The sequence below is a fragment of the Desulfovibrio sp. GTC20076 genome, from assembly GCF_055385905.1.
Window position 1 is genome coordinate 121,180 of the sequence record NZ_AP039366.1, and the last position, 20,246, is coordinate 141,425.

General features: G+C 45.8%; 19 protein-coding genes. 3 read left to right on the forward strand and 16 right to left on the reverse strand.

Going from position 1 to position 20,246, the window contains the following annotated elements; all coding sequences use genetic code 11:
- Window positions 1–5: 5 nt before the first annotated feature.
- The 5 genes from ACZ495_RS00520 to ACZ495_RS00540 form a co-directional block, all read right to left on the reverse strand.
- Window positions 6–851 carry a hypothetical protein gene (locus tag ACZ495_RS00520; RefSeq protein WP_464262460.1) on the reverse strand — a complete coding sequence of 282 codons (846 nt, stop codon included), beginning with the start codon at window positions 849–851 and terminating at the stop codon, window positions 6–8.
- A gap of 24 nt (window positions 852–875) precedes the next feature.
- Window positions 876–1,805 (reverse strand): hypothetical protein, encoded by a 930-nt coding sequence (locus tag ACZ495_RS00525; protein ID WP_464262461.1) that lies wholly within the window; start codon window positions 1,803–1,805, stop codon window positions 876–878.
- 37 nt (window positions 1,806–1,842) lie between these two features.
- On the reverse strand, window positions 1,843–3,408 hold the full coding sequence (locus tag ACZ495_RS00530) for an SLC13 family permease (RefSeq protein WP_012625472.1): 1,566 nt from the start codon (window positions 3,406–3,408) through the stop codon (window positions 1,843–1,845).
- Window positions 3,409–3,516: 108 nt separating this feature from the next.
- Window positions 3,517–4,155 (reverse strand): hypothetical protein, encoded by a 639-nt coding sequence (locus ACZ495_RS00535; protein ID WP_464262462.1) that lies wholly within the window; start codon window positions 4,153–4,155, stop codon window positions 3,517–3,519.
- A 14-nt stretch (window positions 4,156–4,169) separates the two neighbouring features.
- Window positions 4,170–4,634, reverse strand: a complete 465-nt coding sequence (locus tag ACZ495_RS00540; RefSeq protein ID WP_012625470.1) for a CYTH domain-containing protein — start codon at window positions 4,632–4,634, stop codon at window positions 4,170–4,172.
- A 242-nt stretch (window positions 4,635–4,876) separates the two neighbouring features.
- On the opposite strand from ACZ495_RS00540, the gene ACZ495_RS00545 reads away from it, so the two are divergent.
- Window positions 4,877–5,812, forward strand: coding sequence for a CYTH domain-containing protein (locus tag ACZ495_RS00545; RefSeq protein ID WP_012625469.1), 936 nt, complete (start codon window positions 4,877–4,879; stop codon window positions 5,810–5,812).
- Between the two features lie 195 nt (window positions 5,813–6,007).
- Here the strand turns inward: ACZ495_RS00545 and ACZ495_RS00550 are convergent, their stop codons facing one another.
- From ACZ495_RS00550 to ACZ495_RS00600, 11 genes are all read right to left on the reverse strand, one after another.
- The gene (locus ACZ495_RS00550) at window positions 6,008–6,676 is read right to left on the reverse strand and encodes a DUF1641 domain-containing protein (RefSeq protein ID WP_012625468.1); all 669 of its coding nucleotides are present in this window, start codon (window positions 6,674–6,676) and stop codon (window positions 6,008–6,010) included.
- Window positions 6,677–6,689: 13 nt separating this feature from the next.
- Window positions 6,690–7,931 carry a type III sulfide quinone reductase, selenoprotein subtype gene (gene sqr, locus ACZ495_RS00555; protein ID WP_464262463.1) on the reverse strand — a complete coding sequence of 414 codons (1,242 nt, stop codon included), beginning with the start codon at window positions 7,929–7,931 and terminating at the stop codon, window positions 6,690–6,692.
- Window positions 7,932–8,662: 731 nt separating this feature from the next.
- A complete protein-coding gene (locus ACZ495_RS00560) occupies window positions 8,663–9,742 on the reverse strand; it encodes a tyrosine-type recombinase/integrase (RefSeq protein ID WP_464262464.1) in 1,080 nt (359 codons plus the stop codon).
- Window positions 9,743–9,946: 204 nt separating this feature from the next.
- Complete coding sequence (locus tag ACZ495_RS00565; RefSeq protein ID WP_464262465.1) at window positions 9,947–10,507, reverse strand: tyrosine-type recombinase/integrase; 561 nt, start codon at window positions 10,505–10,507, stop codon at window positions 9,947–9,949.
- A gap of 236 nt (window positions 10,508–10,743) precedes the next feature.
- The gene (locus ACZ495_RS00570) at window positions 10,744–11,157 is read right to left on the reverse strand and encodes a hypothetical protein (RefSeq protein WP_209818696.1); all 414 of its coding nucleotides are present in this window, start codon (window positions 11,155–11,157) and stop codon (window positions 10,744–10,746) included.
- A 717-nt stretch (window positions 11,158–11,874) separates the two neighbouring features.
- Complete coding sequence (locus ACZ495_RS00575) at window positions 11,875–13,740, reverse strand: P-loop NTPase family protein (RefSeq protein WP_464262466.1); 1,866 nt, start codon at window positions 13,738–13,740, stop codon at window positions 11,875–11,877.
- 475 nt (window positions 13,741–14,215) lie between these two features.
- Window positions 14,216–15,175 carry a hypothetical protein gene (locus ACZ495_RS00580; RefSeq protein ID WP_464262467.1) on the reverse strand — a complete coding sequence of 320 codons (960 nt, stop codon included), beginning with the start codon at window positions 15,173–15,175 and terminating at the stop codon, window positions 14,216–14,218.
- Window positions 15,175–16,032: a hypothetical protein gene (locus ACZ495_RS00585; RefSeq protein WP_464262468.1), complete on the reverse strand. Its 858-nt coding sequence runs from the start codon at window positions 16,030–16,032 to the stop codon at window positions 15,175–15,177. The genes ACZ495_RS00580 and ACZ495_RS00585 overlap by 1 nt, the downstream gene beginning before the upstream one ends.
- 244 nt (window positions 16,033–16,276) lie before the next feature.
- A complete protein-coding gene (locus tag ACZ495_RS00590; protein ID WP_464262469.1) occupies window positions 16,277–16,669 on the reverse strand; it encodes a DUF6573 family protein in 393 nt (130 codons plus the stop codon).
- A gap of 494 nt (window positions 16,670–17,163) precedes the next feature.
- Window positions 17,164–17,499, reverse strand: coding sequence for an ArsR family transcriptional regulator (locus ACZ495_RS00595; RefSeq protein WP_464262470.1), 336 nt, complete (start codon window positions 17,497–17,499; stop codon window positions 17,164–17,166).
- A gap of 299 nt (window positions 17,500–17,798) precedes the next feature.
- Window positions 17,799–18,038 carry a hypothetical protein gene (locus ACZ495_RS00600; protein WP_464262471.1) on the reverse strand — a complete coding sequence of 80 codons (240 nt, stop codon included), beginning with the start codon at window positions 18,036–18,038 and terminating at the stop codon, window positions 17,799–17,801.
- 156 nt (window positions 18,039–18,194) lie between these two features.
- On the opposite strand from ACZ495_RS00600, the gene ACZ495_RS00605 reads away from it, so the two are divergent.
- Window positions 18,195–18,467: a hypothetical protein gene (locus tag ACZ495_RS00605; RefSeq protein WP_464262472.1), complete on the forward strand. Its 273-nt coding sequence runs from the start codon at window positions 18,195–18,197 to the stop codon at window positions 18,465–18,467.
- A gap of 511 nt (window positions 18,468–18,978) precedes the next feature.
- On the forward strand, window positions 18,979–20,229 hold the full coding sequence (locus ACZ495_RS00610) for a DNA cytosine methyltransferase (protein WP_464262473.1): 1,251 nt from the start codon (window positions 18,979–18,981) through the stop codon (window positions 20,227–20,229).
- The last annotated feature ends 17 nt before the right edge of the window (window positions 20,230–20,246 follow it).

Here is a 20,246-nt window from a genome sequence, read left to right on the forward strand (position 1 = left end):
ACGTCCTAGGACGGGTCGTCATTGTAGGCGGCCTTTTCAGGGGTCGGAACGCCCTTGGTGGTTTTGCCCGCCGGTTTGGCAGCCTCAGCGGGCGCTGTGCCGGAACTTGTCCCGGGGGCAACGGCATCAAGCGAAAGATGCTGGTACTGCGGTATGTCGAAATGGGGAGGCTTGACGCCGGGAACGACCAGAATGTGGGCGTTTTTTTTGTTTTCCGGGTCTTCATAGCGCATATCTGGGCTTTTGCGCAGAGGTTCGCTCACGTAGTCCGGGGCATAGCCCAGCAGGTAGGCCGCTCCCTTGCACCAGGGCTGGCTGCCGGGATCAATGGTCTCCTGCATGAGTACAAAGGCATTGAGCAGCTGTTCCGGCGTGCGGTCAATATTGCGTTTGGAATAGCGCCCGGACTTGTTGTTGACGAGCCAGCACCCGTTTTTGCGGTCGTTGATTATTTCGCCGCTGATGCGGCCGGGGCCGCCCGCCGTGCCGGACACATGGCCGTAGTTTTCTGTGGTGCCGGCTTTGCGCTGCGACTTGTCCTCGGGGCGGAAAAAACCGTTGGGATAGGTGCGCCCGTAGGGATGCGGGGCTTCTTCAATAAGGGCCACGCCGCCTTCGAGGGTGATGACGTAGTTGTAAACGGGCCTTTTGGCGTCAAGTACGGCGTGAAAATCCTTGGTGGCTACCTGAAGGTAGGGGTTGAGCAGCACATTGTGCTCTTTGTCGGCCTCGTAGTGCTTGATGTAGGACGGTCTGTTGGCAATGCCGTAAAGGGCGTCAAGATTGTCTGCGGCCAGGGCTGTTCCCTGCATGATGCAGAGTGCGCCAAGAAGGATCAGGCATTTTTTCATTTTATTGCTCCTTGTGGTTAGCCCCTACAGCGGCTGGTCAAGCAGTACGCGTACCTTGGAGCCGAGCCATCTGTGTACGTCCTTCATGGCCAGCTTTTCTCCCAGTCGGGCGTTCAGGGCCTGCATGAGTTTTTCACCGGCCTTGTGGGCTTCGATCTGCTTGCTGAAGTCGCCGTCATAGCCAAAGGAAAAATCGTACACAAAGGGTGCGCCGCCCTCGGTGCGCGACCATGCCTCCATCGAAACGGACAGGGGCCTGTCCAGACCGGGCAGTTCCATATGCCCCGGGCGGCAGCGCACGCCGTAGGCCACGTGGGCTGTCAGCTTCGTGTCGGCGGGCAGACCGAGCCGGAGCAACTCCGGCACATACGCGCCGAAGTCGGCCAGGTTCATGTGCCCCAGTTCGCCCCGCGTGAGGCTGAAGTTGGCGGACTTGTCCAGATAGCTGACAAGCTGGCCGCCTTTGCCGATGCCGATATTGTCCTCTACCGTGTTTTTGCTTTTCACGCCTTTTGCTTCCAGCCTGGCAGCGAGCACCTTGGCGAAAGGACCGTTGAGGCTTTTGACCGAAACGCGCACCGGGCTTGCGGGGTAGCCGCGCTGGTAGTTGGTGGTGACGCGGATGAGGTAGCCCTTTTTCCACAGGGTCAGGTCCGGCGTGTCAAAATAGGTTTTGACTGTCGGGGCCAGGGCAAAGGGATCTTTCTTTTTTTCTGTCATGACAATGTGGAGTGAATCCGCCACAGCTTTTGTCTGGTTCCAGATTTCCCTGAATGCCTCGGTGACGTCGGCATTCACTTTTTCAGGAGCCACAAGAAACTTGTACTCCCGGCCGGTGATTTCTTTTACCTGCCCCTTCCACTGTGAAAGATTCTGCTGGTACAGGTCCGCCGCGCCTGCCGGAAGGGCGGTCATAAGACCCAACAGGAACAGTAAGCCGAATATCTTGCGCATAAGTGCCTCCGTTGGAGGTTGCCGCGCGCGGAGCGCGCTACCAGAGCCTGCTGTCAAAACCCATGAGAGGCATGACGTACTGCGTCCACAGAATGAGCATCAGTACGCAGGCCACAAGCTGGAACATGCCGAACTTGAACGATTCCCAACTGGTATACTGGTTTGTGAGATAGCTGATGTTGGCCGGTTTGGAGTTGAAATACAGCACGTAAACCTGGTTGATCAGAAAAGCCATGGGCAGGCAGAAGCCTATGACGTCCCATCCGAATTTTTTTGCCACGCTGATGATGATGGGAAAAAGCACGATGGTGCGGGCGGTCTTGCTTTCACTCACCAGGGTCGTCAGGGCAAAGAGCGATGCCAGCAGGGCGAATACTGCCACCTTGGGCAGGGATGCCGCATCCCACGTGTCCAGCGAATAGTGCATCCACAGGCCCACAATGTCTGTTTTGTCCATAAGGCCGCCCAGCACGTAGGCCCCCCAGCTGAACATGAGCATGTGCCAGGGGATGTCTGCATCGTTCCATTTGATGACGCCGATGCGCGGCAGTTTGCACACGGCAGGCATAAGTACGGCAATGGCCCCCATAAGCGCGGTAACCTCGGCCCGGATGCCGTGGTAGCGGTCAGTACCCCAGAGCAGCAGCACGGTCAGAAAAACGATGCCCGCGCGGATTTCCGCTGACGAAACCGGGCCAAGCTTGCCAAGTTCCTGTTGCAGGCGCTCGTGGCCCCCGGCCAGCCTGGGTTTGGAGTCTTCCTTGCGGATGGGGAATATCCAGCGGGTTCCTGTGTACCAGGCAAAGGCGCACTGGATGATGGAAAGGGGCAGAAGCGCCATGAGCCAGTCGCTGTAATAGACCTTGTAGCCCGCGTTTTCGAGCAGTTGCGCCGCCAGCAGGTTGGCGGCCGAGCCAGTGATGAAGGCGGAGGCGGAAACATTGTTTGCCAGCAGGTTCTGAAGCACCATGTTGCGGCCCACATTATTGCGGCTTTCGCCACCGGTAGAGCCGTACATGGCCGAAATGACCATAAAGAGCGGAAGAAGCAGGGCTGTTTTTGCCGATGTGGCGCTGATGAATGCGCCAAGAAGCAGGTTCAGCGCGATAAAGCAGGCCAGGATAAGCGTGACGTTATTGCCCATGGATAGAACGACATAAAGGCATATCCGCTTGGCAAGGCCCGTGACCACAAGGGCGCTGGCCATGATGAAACTTGCGATGTTGAGGATCATCACGGGTTCGCCCAGCATGGCAAAGGCTGGGCGCATTTTCATGACACCGGTAAGTATGGTTGCCACGATAATCAGAAACGAAGTCAGATAGTTGGGTATGGCCTCGGAAAGCCAGAGAACAAGAGAAGAAACAAAGATGCCCAGCGCCGCATAGCAATGTTCCGGCGGAACTTTTGCCTGCTCTTCAAAAACGCCGATGGGACCGCACCATTGCAGGTAGAAATAAAGAAAGGAAATGATGCCCAGTGGAACGCCCGCAAACTTGATGCGGTCCATCCACACGCCGCCCTTGAGTTCCGGAAGTTTTTCAAGGGAGTAATTGCTGATATCCAAGGGGTCAAAGGCCTTGGTGCTTGCTGCTTGCGACACGTTGCCTCCTTGATCTGCGGCCTTCCCAAAGGCCTCGGGAGAGACGGGCCTTTGGGAAGGTGCTGAAACACCGCCGGGAAGTGAGAAACCGGCGGATGCTCCAGCAGATTACTCCATACCTACAACACGGCGCGCGGCCTTGAGATAGTTGGTATTGGGAAGTTCGGCGATGCCCAGAGCCTCCACGGCCTTTTTCATGCCCGCGTAATTTTCACTTTCGCAGCAGGCCGATTCGAGCAGGGCGCCGTTAAACCAGACCTGGGCGTACTCGCAGATAATGCCGTCGACCGTGAAGCCGTAGCGCATCTTTTCTACGCTTACGGCGGTCATGTCCGGGTGCTTGCGGACCATTTCGATAAACTCTTCAATATCGTACTGCTCTTTGGCAAGGGGCATGTCGACTTTGAGATGGGAAAGAATCAGCGCCAGGTCGGACTTGGGAACGGGGAACTGAAATTTGCCGCGTGGTTGAAAGATTTCGTATCCTTCAGGAGTTTCGCCCACCTTGGTCTTGATATCCAGCAGCCCGTCGCGCACCTTGACGTTGGCTTCGGTGGTATGCACTGAAAGAAAATATGTTTCAGCGGGCATTTTGCGGGCCTTGAAAAGCACCGCGCCGCAGTCCCACATTTTTTTTCTGACCGTGTTGATAATGCCGTGGCCAAAAACGCGGAATTCGGCGCGCGGAACGATTTTTTCGGCTTCAGCCGCAGAGGTGGATACGTTTTTAGCAAAGACGTCAGCCATGAAGATTCTCCTGCCTACCAGCGGGTAAAGGGATGTTTGATAAGGTTGGAGTTGAAGTAACGGGGATCGCCGGTTACTTCTTCACCGATCCAGTCGGGTTTGCCGAACTGCTGGTCTTCGCTGGTCAGCTCGATTTCAGCCACAATAAGCCCCTGGTTGTCGCCAAAAAATTCGTCGATTTCCCAGGTAAATTCGCCCTGCCTGATTTTGTAGCGCTTTTTTTCGATCAGTGGCTTTTCGGCCAGGTCGTCCAGAAGAGCATTGCAGTCAGCAAAGGGAATTTCATACTCATACTCGGCCCTGGTGGCGCCCACCGTGATACCCTTGATGGTCAGAAAGGCCTTGTCGCCCACGGTGCGTACGCGCACGGTGCGTTCCTTGGCGCTGTTGAGGTAACCCTGGCGGTACATGGTGCCCTCGGCAAGAGCGCGCCATGCTTCTCCCTTTATGAGGAACTTGCGTTCAATTTCTTTAGCCACTGTCGTTCTCCTTGGATTTCATGAAAACGTCCCGTTGACGTTTGTGCTAACGTATCGCTGGCGGGCAAAAGTTAAAAATCAGAAGTGCCTGCATTGTCCATAAGCTATACTTATGGATCGCGCGTGTGCGCGGTTTTGCATAAGATGCTCTTATGCGTTGCATCCACCGATTTTATTGTACAGGGGCGTGGTGCGTGTGGCATGGTTACGCCAAATAATTTCAGTAGCCGCAAGGAGTTCCTATGTACAGACTGACAACTCTGCTGGTAATGGGGCTTTTGCTTTCCGCATCTATGGCGCTGGCTGCCGGGCCGGGCCATTATGAAAAAAATGTGGCGGCCTGGAAGCCCCACGGGGCCGTGAACGGCCTTGAGTACAAAATGGCCCTGAACCCCGCCCTGTTCAATACGGACAAGGCCAAGGCATCGTTTAAAAAACTCTGGGATGCCCTGTCTGCCGCAGCTTCAAAAAACGGTTTCGTGCTGATAAAATCGGAAAAAGACAAATTACGCCTGCGTGCAAGAAGCTATTATGACACGGAAAATCTCGCCCTGCGCGATGCGGGCTTTGTGGTGCGGATTACCACCAACCACAAGAAGGACGGCAGCGCCAAAGACGGCAGAAGACTGACCGTAAAAACATCCGGCAAGGATCCTGCCTTTATTCTGGGCACGCCGCTGGACCCGGTGGGCATCAAGGGCGAGATCGCCGCTGAAGACCACCCGTATCTTGACACCCAGGGTACTATGGGCAGCCGTCTGGAAAAAAGCGTGAACATACGCGGCGAAGAGCATACCTTCGGCGATCTCGACCGGCCGCAGTTGCAGCAGTTTTCTCGTTTCGTGCCAGCGCTGGCCAGGAGCGGGCTGGCCCCTGAAACACCCCTTAAACCCGTAACTGTCTGCACCTATTCTGCCAAGATGGGGTTTGTGGATCTGGCCGGAGTTGAGGCGGAGATAACCTTCGAGGCATGGACGCAGCATTGGGGCGGAGAGCCGATTGCGCTGGAAGTTTCTGTGGGCATTGAAGATCAGGATTATTATGCCATTCCCAAGGTTGTGGCCGCCGGGGACGAGTTTTACCGCAAGGTGCTCGTGCAGGGGCTTGCCCACATGAAGCTGCCTGATGGCGGCCAGTTCGGCGGTTCCAAGCTCAAGATGCTGCGGGATATGCAGTAAGCGCCTGTTGGCCGGGCGAGCTTCGGGGCCAATGTAAAAAGCGGGGTAGTCCCCGCTTTTTACATTGTGGCAGATGGCCGGATGTTTTTCTTTGGGCCGTAGCCTGTGTGGCTTTGGCCGCGTTGCAAGAGGGCCGCCGCGTACCGGAATTTTCAGGCTGCGGGGCGCGCTGTCTTTTGTTGCAGACTGTCGCTGTTACCTGGATGCACCTTGCGTTGCGGGAAGTTTTCCGCTTGCCTTCAGCAGCTCCACGATCAGGCCCAGAGCCTGTTTGCCTTCGTCGCTGCGCAGCGCTCCGGCCAGGCCCAATATGCCTGTCGGCTTTACATTGGATGTATCGATCACGCTCATGAGGTCGATCAGCGAGTTTATCTTGCTTTGCAATCCGGGATCGGCAAGGCGTTGCAGCAGGCCGATGGCAAAGGTGAGACCTTCTCCTGTTTTTGCAATGTCTTCGGGACTCAGGGCGTCCAGCATGTTTCCGCCCGCGTTTTTGAGGGCAGAAGCTTTGGCGAACACGCCGTCCTGTTCCCATTGGCCCATTTTCTCGACGATATGCGGAAATGTCGGGCCAAGTGCCGGGTGAAGGACATGCCACAGGTCGGTGGCATTTTCCAGCTGATCAAGCAGCCACGTAATCCTGGGGACAGTCAGCAGTCCCTTTCTGACCAGGTCCAGTATGTCATCAAGCGTGACCCGGCCATTGAGGCTTTCCAGCTCTTCAACTGCAAGGCGGAACGCATGATTGCCGATGGGCGTGAGCTGTTCGATGAGCATGCTGCTGTTTTCTTTGGCAGCTTGAAGGTCAGTAAGCCTGTCTTCAATGGCATTCAGCCGTTCGAGAATTTTTTCTTCAGGTGTCATAGCGTCCCCCAGCCTACTTGTTTCTCAGCAAGGAGGTGTCTTTGCCTGCAAGATACATGTTGGGTTCAAACGGCAGCTCGTGGCCCTTCAGCATAAGGTTGTAATATACCCACTTGAACATGAGTTTGCCCCAGTAGTTTATGTGGCTTTCGCCCAGCAGTTCAAACGGGCCAACCCCGGGGAGCGGGAACATGCCCGGCAGCGGCTCGATGGCATAACTGAAGTCAATGAGCGACGCCTTTTCAAAGCCCGTAACAATAAAGCAGTTGGGGTGCCCGTCAAACTTGTAGTAGTTGTCTGTGCCTTCAATGTCGGACATCATGTTCTGGGCGATGACATCCACTTCAAAGTGGGCTACAGAGCCTGCCTTGGAGGCCGGAACGTTGGTGGCATCGCCAATGATGTACATGTTTTCAAATTTCTTTGCCCGCAACAGTTCCTTGTCCGTATCAACGTAGCCGGTCACGTCGGACACTTCGGACTCAATAAGAAATTCCTGGCCCAGGTTGGGGGGAATGGTCACCAGCAGGTCATAGTTGATTTCGTCGCCGGTGACCGAGGTGATAACAGAGCGGTCGGCTTCAACGCTGTCCACAGTCCAGTTGGTGGTGACCTTGATGCCCTTTTGCTCGCAAAGCGCGCCAAGGATGTTGTTTGCCACAGGTTTGGTAAATGCGCCCGTAAGGGGAGTGACAAGCTCAATTTCCACGTTGTCACGCACGCCCATTTTCTGCAGATACCAGTCAGCCATGTACACAAATTCCAGCGGCGCGACAGGACACTTGATGGGCGTTTCGCAAATATGAAGAACCAGTCTTCCCTTTTTGAAATGCTTCATCTTGCCGTAAAGGGCTTCTGCACCGTCATGGGTGTAGAAATTGTGGATTTTGCCGCCCCAGTCATCCAGAAGGCCGGGCACTTCATCGGGGGCAATTCTTGCGCCTGTTGCAATGATGATCCAGTCGTAGGTGTGCGTGCTGTTTTTGCATTCAACCTTACGGGCGATGGGATCAAGGGAATTGATGGTGTCGATGACAAAATTGACGCCGCGGCTGATGAAATCTTTTTTGGGGCGAACGCAGCCCTGCGGCGTGTCTACACCAAACGGAACCAGCAGCCAGCCCGGCTGATAATGATGGACAGGGTCTCTATCTATAAGAGTGATTTGCCACTCTCTTTCGCTTAACAGTTTTCTCATCTTCGTGGCTATCATGGTTCCACCAGCGCCAGCACCAAGAATAAGCAATTTTTTCATCTAGTTGACTCCAATTGAGATATAGAGCGGTTTGTCTTGAACAAGCCTCACCCACTATGGATGACCGATATTGGCACGGCGGATATCCTAGTTGTGGGGTATTATTTTCGTCCTAGCATAAAAATTTTTAATGTGCACCATATAAATCAATTAAACCAGTAAAGTATGCTTTAATTAATACTAAACTAGTATGTTTATAAAAAGGCATTCAATCCTCGCGCTACAATACTGCCCGGCAAGTATAAGGGGAACCGGGGTGCTCGGTGCGCGCAAATTGCAAAGACCGTACACGCGGCGGATTACCCTAAAAGTCGGTTGGGGCATGCGGGCAACTGTAAAAGCATCGCAAATGAAAAAGGCATTGCCGTCCTTTGGACGGCAATGCCTTTTAAATCTGGTCGGAGCGAAAGGATTCGAACCTTCGACCCCCTGCTCCCAAAAAATCAACCTCATTTATAATCATTACAAATACTTATACATCATTTATACGCTCATACAAGTTCATGTGGCTCGCACCAATCACGCCACATACACTTTGGCGTTTTTGGCGTATCTTTTGGTGTTTTTGGTGAATTGTTTGGCATATTTGGTGTACACTTTGGTGTTTTTGGCGTTCTTTTCATGGAACATCAGCTGCATCATTTTTGGCGTTAAAAACTGCTAACCAGCGTTCATACAAAAAAAATGACCCTGAACTTATTTGTCCAGGGCCATCTATCGATCCGCGTCTTCTATGCAGATGGTTGCGCAGATGGTGCTTGCCCAAGCTGAGGAAGGTCCGGCAGCAAGGTCACAGCCCGCTCCTTCTCGCCCTCAAGGTATTGGTAATACACGTTGGCGGTCATTGTTACGCTGGAGTGGCCCAGGAGCTTTGATACAGCGGCAAGGTCTGCACCATTGGAGAGCATGTAAGTCGCGAACATATGCCTCAGATCATACATCCTCACAGAATGTTCAATCCCTGCTCTGCGACAAGCCATTCTGAAGGCCTTTTGGATACGCCTGACAGGCTTCCCGCGAAACTCGATAAGGAATTCCGTCCGGCTGATTGCCCGCATCTCCCTCAGACGCTCAAAGAATGCATCCTTCACTGGAATTACCCGAAGGGTTTGGGTTTTACGACCGAAAACCCGCACCTGCTTCCGCTCCCAATCCACATCGATCCAGCGCAGCGAGAGCAGCTCTGAGTCGCCAGAGCGCACACCAAGATTAAAGCACACTTCAATGGCCCATCTCACATGGGCATCTGCATGCTTCATGATCCTAGCAACTTCGTCAAGCGTTATCTGGAACTGCCTCGGTGGTTCCTTCGTCTTATGCCACTGTGTCATAGGGTTGTGCGACATCAGACCATTGACCACAGCAAAATTGAATATCGTCCTCAGAAAGCAGCAGTAGCGATTTATACTTGCCTGTGAACGCACTGCTCCAGTTCTTTTGCTTGGCACAGTACGCATATGGTTAATAAATGGAACTATCCCGTCTGCATAGTTGATCAAATCCAATGGCATCAACGGCCCAAAGTGCTTGTAAAGCAGGCTTGTTGCCATGTACTGCACATTGCTTATGTGCGACTGGCTTTTACCTTGAGCACGCAAGTGGTCAAGGTAGCTATCCACAGCTTGCCGCAATACTGGGCCAAGGGGTTGTTGCACAACCGGAGCTATATCGCGAGAGCGCATGGCCTCGTCAAAAGCCCTTGCGGAGGCTTCTGCATCAGGCCCACGCCCAAAAGAACGTTCCTTACGCTTGCCATCTACACTTTTGAAAACAACAATCCAGCGACCATCATCACGTTGGTGAACAGACATACTCTTTCTCCAAAAATTATTGACAAAAGTTTACCACCATTTCGATGGGTTAAAGAGACCATAGCACCCCCATGAAAATATGGCAAACTTTGTCTCTTTGTTTTCAGCTATATACAGATATTCATACACAGCTTCATCATGCTATGCACTCCCTCAATCATGCCTCATACATGAGGGGTAGCGAAGCCCTGAAAATATTTTTGATCAAATAGCGTTCAGCAGCACCTCTTCCACCTCTTCGGCTTGGATGCCAAGGTAACGGCGAGTTACTGCGGGATTCGAATGGTTCATTCGCTTAGCGAGTAACTCCCACGACACACCATAGAGCTTTCGTTGCTGGTAGCACCAGGTCTTACGAAGGGTATGCGCACCGTAATTGCCGGCCAGATTGATCTCATCACACCAACCTTGCACCATGTGGGTTACAGCATATGTGCTCAGTGGGTAGTTCCAACCTTTCCGGCTCTTAAACAGGAACTCCCTTGGAACACGCTTCTTATGAAAGGCCAGATATCTTTGAACGGCATCATATATTTCCTGATTAATAATGAGCACATTTTCCTTTTTAGTTTTCTTTTCAATCACAGTTATGCGATCTCCAACAACAGCATTTTCAACATCACTTACGCGCAATGCCAAAATGTCTTGAACTCGTAATCCTGCGTTGATACCCATTATAAATAGTAACATGTTTCTCGGATTTGATGACAACAATCGCTTGATGCGCTTAATATCCTTCAGATCAGTAATCGGCTGTACTTTCATGATTATGCACTCCAATCTACGTTTCGTTATGAAAAGTCCAAGAATTTGGACATTCATTTTGGGGACAGAAATAGGGTTCCCCTTGGAACTCCATATAACAAGCTGAATTTATTTGATTTCAACCCGTCAAACATTTGAATGTCCGTTTCTGGTACAAATCGGTCGTTCCTTTTTTAAGTATTTCCGCTTGCTTGTAATGAAAAAGCCACCTCATTTTCGGAGGTGGCTCTTTGCTGTTACTCATTGCTCTCGGTGGGAGCATCGGGCGATGGCTCTTCCGGGGCCATGCTCAGATTGGTTAAGATGACCTTGCTCCCAACCACGATTACATCGAATTCAGTTTCAGGCTTCAGGGGCATACCTTTGAAGTCGATATTGGACATGCGCAAGCGTATTTCACCCCTGCTGTTCACGAAGGCTTTTCTGCGGTTCCGGTCATATAAACCGGGTACCTCGTAAAAGTCTTTATCTGTGGCAATAAGCTTCAGCACATGATGCTTGAGGATTTGCTTGTGGGTTATCCCCATAGCGGTCATGATCTCGGAAGCGGTTTTGCCCGACTTGATGAGCGTTCGCAGGGTAGCGGCGTCATACTTGGATTCGGGTTTCTTTCCTTTCATTTGCTCTGATTCGATAGCTTTTTTGCTCATGATATATCTCCATTATTTTGATATTCATGGACAATATCTATATATCATTGAAGAAAAAGAGGGCTTGCACCCTCTTTCATTCATATTCTGCTTTTCAGCAGCGTCACGATGATTTCAATAACAATCTTGCGTACTAACCTCGAATTGCGGGCTAGATACTGCAATCGCCATAAATCGAACACGACATTCACATCATCACCTCCTTTGTTAAACAAGAGCAGTAGCCAATGGTTGTTGACTACTGCTCAAGCTTTTGAATGTGTATGGTTTTAAATATCTGTATGAACAATGCGAAAAGGAAATCATATTATTTCTAATTTTAGCGGAACGTTTAAAAACTCGCTCTTAATGAGATATGTATTTCCTTTCCCCCTCCAAAAAGAACTATCTGCATCTTAAATTATTCATGATAAGCTTTCATTGAAATTAACGGCAAGATTCTGATGCTTGATCTTGAAAGGACCATACATCATTCATTTGATCTCTAGCTTGATCCGCACGAACACCAGTAAAAGTTAAAACCATTTTATATTATATAGTTTTAAAAAAATTATAATATATAATATATATTAGATTTTTATCAATCTTACTGGTGTTCTTGCTCAAGACCAATAGATCAGCCATTATCAATCAATTAAACAAGAGTTTATAATAGTAATTAAAATTTAAATGCAGAATATTCTTTAGGAGGGGGAGAGGAAGAGAAAGGCATAAGAACTAGAAGCGGTCAATAAGATCAGTCAGATGATCAGCTACAATTCCAGTGTGTTTTGTATAAACCTCAGTCACAAAACTTTTATCTTGATCCAGCCTTGAAAGATCAATCTGAGTGACCAAAGCTCCTTCTGTTTTCAGGTAGTCCGTTGTGAAAGCGATATAAGGACGACCAGTACTCAGCTTTGATCCGTCAAAGATGTGGATACCCACATTTCTGAGCAATGCTTTGTTCTGGTTAATGAGCTTGGCAAAGCTAGCTGGATTTGAGGAGTAGTAAGTGGGATTTTCAGAAGAGTTTATCAGCAGGTTATGTAAGTCTTTCATGGTGAAGGCGCAGAGACCTTGCCGTTGAACATAGTTAGCAAAATCCTTGAGAGGTCCACGGCTGCGAATCAGATCAACAGACTCATTTTCTTTTACGTTCAGTAAAATCTGCTCATAAATAGAACTGTTTAATCCAAGCGCTTCAAAGTATGCTTGACCGAGCATATCAAAATCAGCATGACGGGTGATACTGAGTGGTTTGAAAGAGTGATAATTGCCTAATACCTTTGACGCTAACGCGCAAAGTTCACCACGAACAATAGGTAATAATTCTTTTATATCATTTTTAATTTCATTTTCAGATTTCAATGCATTTGATCTATTGACTTTGATAAACATGCAACGAGCTTTAAAATCATCTTTAATGTTTGGGATATCGACAGAGGTCAAGATGAGTGGGCACTTCATATCAATTGCGAGTGTTTCAGCATCGGTATAATTCTTCTTTTTTGTATAAATACCGCTCGTATATGCAAGGCAAAATTGATCTGAAGCTGTTCCATTCAATGAGGAAAAGTTGTCAAAAAGAACGACCCCTGAGCGATTCAGAGTAAGAGCCAAATCAAGAGAATTGTTATGCAGAAATTCACCATCACCAGGATCAAACACTGATTTAAGAGCTTTACCCAAGGTTGTCTTACCACTTCCAGCAGGACCATGCAGATACAAAATTGGGGTTGAAATGTTGGGAAACAAATAGCTCACAAGAACCATGAGAAACATATGCCGGGTATGAGCTTCTTTAATGCCAAGCACATCCATAAACCGATCACAAGCCTCTGTCCCTGAGCAAGAAGCGGCAATCTGATCGATTTGTATTTGGTGTATCTTTTCATTATTAGCAAGAAGCACATCACCCGGTTGACCAGGCTCGTATCCATCGGGTCTGATGATGACGCATTGACGGGTAGGTAATCCAAGGTTCCAAACAAGCGCGTTATTAAGCATTCCAAAACGGCAAAATCTTTCAATGGGTTTAGAGTTGTTCTTTGCATGATGCTTGAGTGGTAAAATAATGGATTTGAGAGTCATAAAGCTTAATGGTCCAGCGGGATCATCCATGTATTTGTCCAATACGAAACCCTGGAAGTCCTCGCTTGCAATATCAAGGAACTGCTCAAGCCCTCCATTTAAAACCTTTGCGTAGTATTCAGTATTCTTATGGCAAAAAAACTGAAATTTATTTAATTCATTAAGTACCTTACGCTGAATATTCTCTTTCTTGGGTTTTCTCTTTTTCGGAGGAGCGGTTAAATCTGGTGAATCTTGCGGTGCTGCTGGTTGATTAGAGCTTGTAAACGTTGGCATATGCTGTGTGGATTGCGCGAACGGGTTTGCCTGCTTTTCACTCGGAAAGGATGCTGGTGGTGTTACTGGGGGTACTGGTGGCCTTGGTGAAAAGACAATGCCTGCTGGTGGTGGGACATCATCTTCAAAATCAGGGCTACCCCATGGGGCTTTCCTGTCTTCATGAGTTTGATCGACAGTATTGTCATCATCTTCATACGAAAAATTTTGATAATCTTCATCATCGGAACACATCTTAAACCTCGCTTCTTTTTAAAGGGTTATTGAGTGACATCTGGATCGTAGCAATTCTATCGAAATATAATTTCGCTAGGATACTATGATTACCAGATAAGCAAGGACGATTTTACTGAGCCATGGACGTTTTATTTTCTGCACATGGACAAAGTATCATCAAATCATGTTGTAATTATATTCATGCAAAAATTCTTGGACGAGTAAGGCGCAGGTAGATCAAACTTATGAGCGGCATAGAGCCGACAGCATGAAACCATGCACTAAAAAAGGAACGGGATTAGCTACCCCGTTCCTTGATTTTTACCTGCCTGATTTCAGTTTATGCACTTTAGATATGAAAGATTGAAAACTAGATATTTGCAATTAGAGTTAAAATAAAAGCGACTAAAAATCACCAATAGCTATAGAATTATTCAAACCATCGCCGTTAAAAATACCCTCAAACTAACTATCTCTAGGGTGATAAAAGCGACTACCATACATTAAAATTAACACCATTCGCTTTTTGAAATTCCGTTACTTTTTTCTCCATACAGTACATGTGATATGCATTGGAAAGAACAACTAAAGTAGAATCTGCAATTATTTCATGTAATCCAATGCCTAATTTTTCATAGATGAAATTTTCATACTCCATTCTGTATTCTTGCATGTATGGAGCATCATAAAAATTAAAATTGATCTTTCCACTGTCTGTAGTTCTGCTTAGGCTCAATCTTGTTTCACCTTTGCATATTCTATGTTTAATGCCATTTTCATCTACAACTGTACTCTCAATATTGGTAAAGTAATTTAATTGACCAGCGGATGCATACTGCCCATATGATGAGGCATCAGCAGACCATGCTTTTGTTTTACATAGATTTTTATAGCTTCCGCAGCCAAGAAGATGAACCTTTATGTCTTCTTTATAGAAAATATCGATTATTTTTATTGCTTCTTTAAATTGTGATGGTTTAAGCATTGCAGACGCAATTGCAACTAATCTTGGCTTCTTGTTGAGGATATACTCAATTTCATAATCATTAAATGAGTGCATGACAAATATCGGATTGAGCCCATATTCCTCCATTAACTTTTGATAGCTATTATTAACAGCGAAAGAATCTTCTCCAGAAAATAGGACGTCATAGTTAACATAAAAATCTATGTTTTCTTTGAAGCTAGCAATAAATGAAGCGTATTCTTTGAAACTTTCAATCTCATTAAAATCCTTACTATCTACTAATCTGCCAGCATTTGCTACAAATGTCCCTGAATCCACCATCAAAGAGTTATATAAATTTCTATTTTCTAATAGCTCAATTAATTCGTTGTTTGATTTTGTTTTATCCAACTCGTACGCTTTTAAGACATTAGGATTAAACCCTTCATCAAGTGATTTAATTTTGCGAATAGATGGGATATTAAATGCTGAAATATATATTCTCATTATTTATTTCCGAAAAATTTATTATAATGTTCATCAACACCCGCTGCATCTTCATCTGTCCAAATGCCCCTAGAATACTCCCATTTATTGGCATTAGTAAGCTTATCAAGAATTTTTTCAGACTTTTGACAAATGTCAATTAAAACGACTTCATCAAGATGTTTTAACCTTCCTTCTTGCTTTAATATTTCATTTAATATAGCTAAAAGCTTTTCTAAAATTTGAGAGTCTCTGGGACTTTTTAAGCGATTTTTTATTTTATTTAGTTCGTCAATATTCAATCTTTTTGAGATTGAATATATTGTTATTGTGATATTATTACTTTCACAAATACGCTTCATATTTTGCTCATCGCTAATATGCTCAAGTCTTAATCCATGCTTCATGAATTCAATAACTTTCAGTGGCTCAAATGTTTTTGCTTTTGCTAGCACCTTTCTAATAAGAGATGCTTCAATTGTCTGTAAGTTAATTCCTCCATACTCTTTGGAGATTTTTTCAAGCGATAAGTCTTTTAACGAAACTCCTTTAGCATTTACGTACAAATAATGCAGTTTGTCCCATCCAAAGTTATATAACTTCTCGATACCGACAATTTTTGAGAGCTGAATAGCTGCGGATATTTCTTTGTGGCTTATATTCATTTTAAATCTGATTTGAAATGGCCTATCTTGTTCCTTTAGGCGCGCAAACTCTCTACCTAAGCAAATTAAAATCTCAGCCTTGTTTGTTTGATACTGGGCTTCCATATCAACAAATGCATCAGCAAGGTTGTTCACTGCTTCAGGTATATCTTGTTTTTCATTTAGTATGACTTTGACTGGGCAGGGCAATTCTAAACTTTGACAATTTTCCATGTTATTTCAGCCTACTATTTGTTTTTTAACGGTTTTGATAATAATTTTACAACTAGCTAAAATTAAAGACAATTTAATCTATGTTGGCAATCCGCGCCAAGGCATCGCACTTGTATTTCGCTAATATTTATATAAAAAAGTAGCTCCAAAAGTCAAACTTTGTTCAAGGAATGTTACATAAGTAATGAGCAAAAAAAGGGCAGACGTATGCGGGTCTACCCTTATTCATGTTAGTTAATAATTCTTATTCGTCTTCTGGCAGCATGATGGTTAACACCGGCTCGGCCATGTCACCGGGACCTATAATGGCAGTAAGCTCTACTGTTCTGCTGATGTTCCGTTGCGTTGGTCCCATCGCAAAGCTCACATTGAAGGTGATCCGATCCGTCCGAGGGCGCTGCTTTATTCGGAACAGCAACACCATAAGCACATCCCGCAAACGAGCTTCGGTGGACTGCCCCGCAGCAATCAATCCCTCGCTTGCTTTGACGTACAGGTTAAGCAGGTTAGCGGTGATTGCTACAGGAACCTTAAAACCAAGCTCTCGCGCTTCCTCAGTCACATCCACCAAGACGCCATCTTTAATCGCTTGTGCTCGTGTGTAAGCGTATACGATGTTCCAATTTGAGTAATCCATAGCATACCTCCATAATAGTGTGATATAGAAGTATATCTATCTGAACTTACAGAATATTATAGCCTAAGTGCGCAACCGCATGTTGCCGTTACAAGATGCAAAAACGGACTTTGGGCCATATTTCAATTCTAAGGGTCGTTTTTCAAAAACCTTTCCCAACCTTTAGCCCAAGGGGAAAAATCGCAGGAGAGGGCGTTCTTGTCTCAGGGTGGGGTTTTTCCAATAATATGAATATGTTGAATTATATGGCGGGGAAGACAAATAAAAGACCCCGCTTGTGCAGGGTCATTATACTTAGCAGTAGAAAGCTACATGCATTATCATTAAATCACAATTTGTTTTAAATCAGCAGCTATCCATATTTTATATGTCAATAATGTTGTTATTAGTATTATATCTATAGGTATTAATATTTGTAGTAATATATTTTTTAGTTATCTAAAAAAGTACAATTTAATCATGTTTAATGAAATCATCAGCATCCTTTTGCACAGCTAGTTCGATTGCTCACCTGTTGTTGCAATTTTTATGATTTTTATCTCACCATCATCTGTCTTTTCAATCTTGATCTTTGAGCCATTGGTGAACCCATATTCTTCCATCTTAGCCAATGAGATTTTAAATCCATTCTTAGTTACTTTAGGTATTATATCACGAGTGCTAATCCCTTTAATTGTGTAAAACTTCTTATCCTGCTGAATAAGTTTCAACAGGTAGCTGTTAAGGGTAGTTTTACTGACTCCAAGCTCAGTTTTAATTTCAGAAAAATCTTTGCCCTTTTCAATCAGTCCACGCAGTTTGTCTGCGTCAAATGAAGATTTTCCAGCCATTTCATCCTCCAATAAGTTTTGGGTGTTAAAGAAAATGAAAATTAGACTGATCGAATGTTACAATATTTTTCAATAAGTATCTATACTGATTTTATAGTCTAGATTAATTCTAAACTTAGCTAATTATGTGCCCAATATGGTTGTGGAATTTGGTGTTTATCGATATGGAAAATTATTTAAGTGTCAGTTGTTAAACGATTCATCGGGTCTACACTCATTGTACTTGACTTGAATGGGGTATGGAATTTCCAAAAAAACGACCCCGCTTATGCAGGATCGTTATGCTGGACCCGAACTGCTTATTTGCTATGCCGTTCAGTCACAGCCCTGATCAGGTAGTAGGCAGTTAGAATTTTTTGATCATCAGCTTCTTTCACGAACGCTTTCATAAACCCACGAGCTTGATCAGGGGATACGCCCCGAACTTCATCTGTCAAAAATTCGTCCAGCTCCATGTGCATGGCCGCAGCCACGCTCTGGATCGCTATCATGTGTGCTTCTGAAATTCCATTGCTCACATCAGATTGCTTTACATACATCCCTTTATTCCTCCAATTAGGTGATATTCCAATGTTACTTGACTATATCTGTACCTAGTTGGAGAAACTGATGGAGCGGATAAAGCAGGGGAAATTACTCTGGTCGAGGAATTTAAAACTACGCAGAGACTTAAACAAGTAAAATGGAGCCTTAGGATGGGCCAAATATGTGAATTTTATCTATCAGATGTCAATAGTGCCGTTAAAGAGAGTAGATACGCCGAAAAAGATATAAATCTCACTGAATGCTTAAATAAACATGCGAATTCAATGTCTCAAATGTACAATAGTCTACAAAAAATGTTAAGATTCATGAATGATATCGCGTTACCATATGCAGAAAATCTGGCCCGTGAAGAAATAAAAAATCTATCAGATGAAGAATTGCTTAAGCTCCATGAGCAGCTATGTGAATTTGAGTTTAAATAGTGATATTGTAGTGATAAATTAGCCTGTTAGGATGATTGTTTAGCTACTGGAGTAGCAATCAGAAAATCTGGACGCCTTCATGTAAAATTTCTGTTCGGTTCAGTATTGGAAATCCTACTCATAAACGCTACTTCTTTTGGGGGGATTAGCATTGCATTCCAACATCATTAACATTTCAAGATGAAGCTGCTTATTGCCTGCAAGATACATTTAAGCTTACCAAAGCAATTTTGAAATGCCAGTTGGACATTTTTGATCAGATTGGTTTGATTTTGGCTGAACTTCAGGAACAGGCGAGGCAGGAGGAAGGCAGGGCCTTTTCTTTTGAGAAGCGTTAGGTGTGTAGCAGTTAATTTAGCATGCATATTTGTTCCAACATTAATTTCGTATATGAAAAAACGGCAATAATGTCCATCTTTGTCCTAAATTTTCGCAAATTGTCGTTTATTTACTTGATAAAATTAGTCCCGTAGTTTACCAAAACAAAAATGATCAACCTCTAGGGGACATTATGAATTCTGAACTGCTTACCGTGTCTCAAACGGCTACTTATCTTAAGCTCTCAGAAAAAACTGTTCGCCGACTTATTTCTGATGGTCGCTTGCAGGCATCTAAGCTTGGGAACCGCTCGTGGAGAATTCGCGACTGTGACATTGATGATTATATACAAGCCAACTCTAACGGCAAAAAAACAAACGATACCATAATGCCTGCAACCCTAGATTCTACTCCTATCAAAACTCGTGCTCCTCGCTTAATATCCCTTTTTTCAGGCTGCGGGGGACTTGATCTTGGCTTCAGACAATCTGGATTTAGCAGCGTTTGGGCAAACGATTTTGATACCGATGCTCAAGCTGTTTATTCATTGAATTTAGGGGCAATTGACAAACGAAATATTCTTGATGTTGAGGTAGAGGATATCCCCAATGGAGATATTCTGACCGCAGGATTTCCATGCCAGCCGTTTTCAAATGCCGGAAACAGAAAGGGCGTTCATGACTCTCGTGGCATGCTATACAAGGAATGTCTTAGAATAATTAATACTAAGATGCCTAAAGTTATTGTTTTTGAAAATGTTAAGGGATTATTGTCTACAAAATACATTGATGGACGAAATTTAGTTGAAGTCATTATTGAAGACTTGTCATCTATGAATAAAGTGGGCTATGAGGTCGTATGTCAACTCGTAAATGCCTCGGATTATGGTGTTCCTCAGAATCGGCAACGAGTTTTTTTTGTTGGAGTGCGAAAAGACTTAGGCATTTCTTTTGAATTTCCCAATAAACAGCCAAAGGATAAACTTACCCTTCGACATATATTGGATGTACCGACAGATGCGCCCGATCATATTGACTGGGGTTTTTCTCCCCAGGCTCTAGACATGATCAAATTTATTCCGGAGGGTGGTTCTTGGAAAGATGTGCCCTATGATCACTTAGCACCTCGATTTCAAAAAATTCGAGATGATATGAAAAAATATCATTCTCCAAATTTTTATAGACGATTTTCTCGTGATGAGATATGTGGCACTGTGACAGCTTCTGCGCAACCAGAGAATTGTGGCATCATACACCCAACAGAAGATCGGCGCTATACCATTCGTGAAATAGCGCGGATTCAAACATTTCCAGACAATTTTAGGTTTATAACTGACACACCGCGCAACATTACTGCAATGTATAAAGTTATTGGCAATGCCGTTCCTGTAACACTCGCTCGTGTAATCGCAACCGCCATTATGGAACAGGTTTTCCATAGGTGACCTTTAGGCAAATTTAC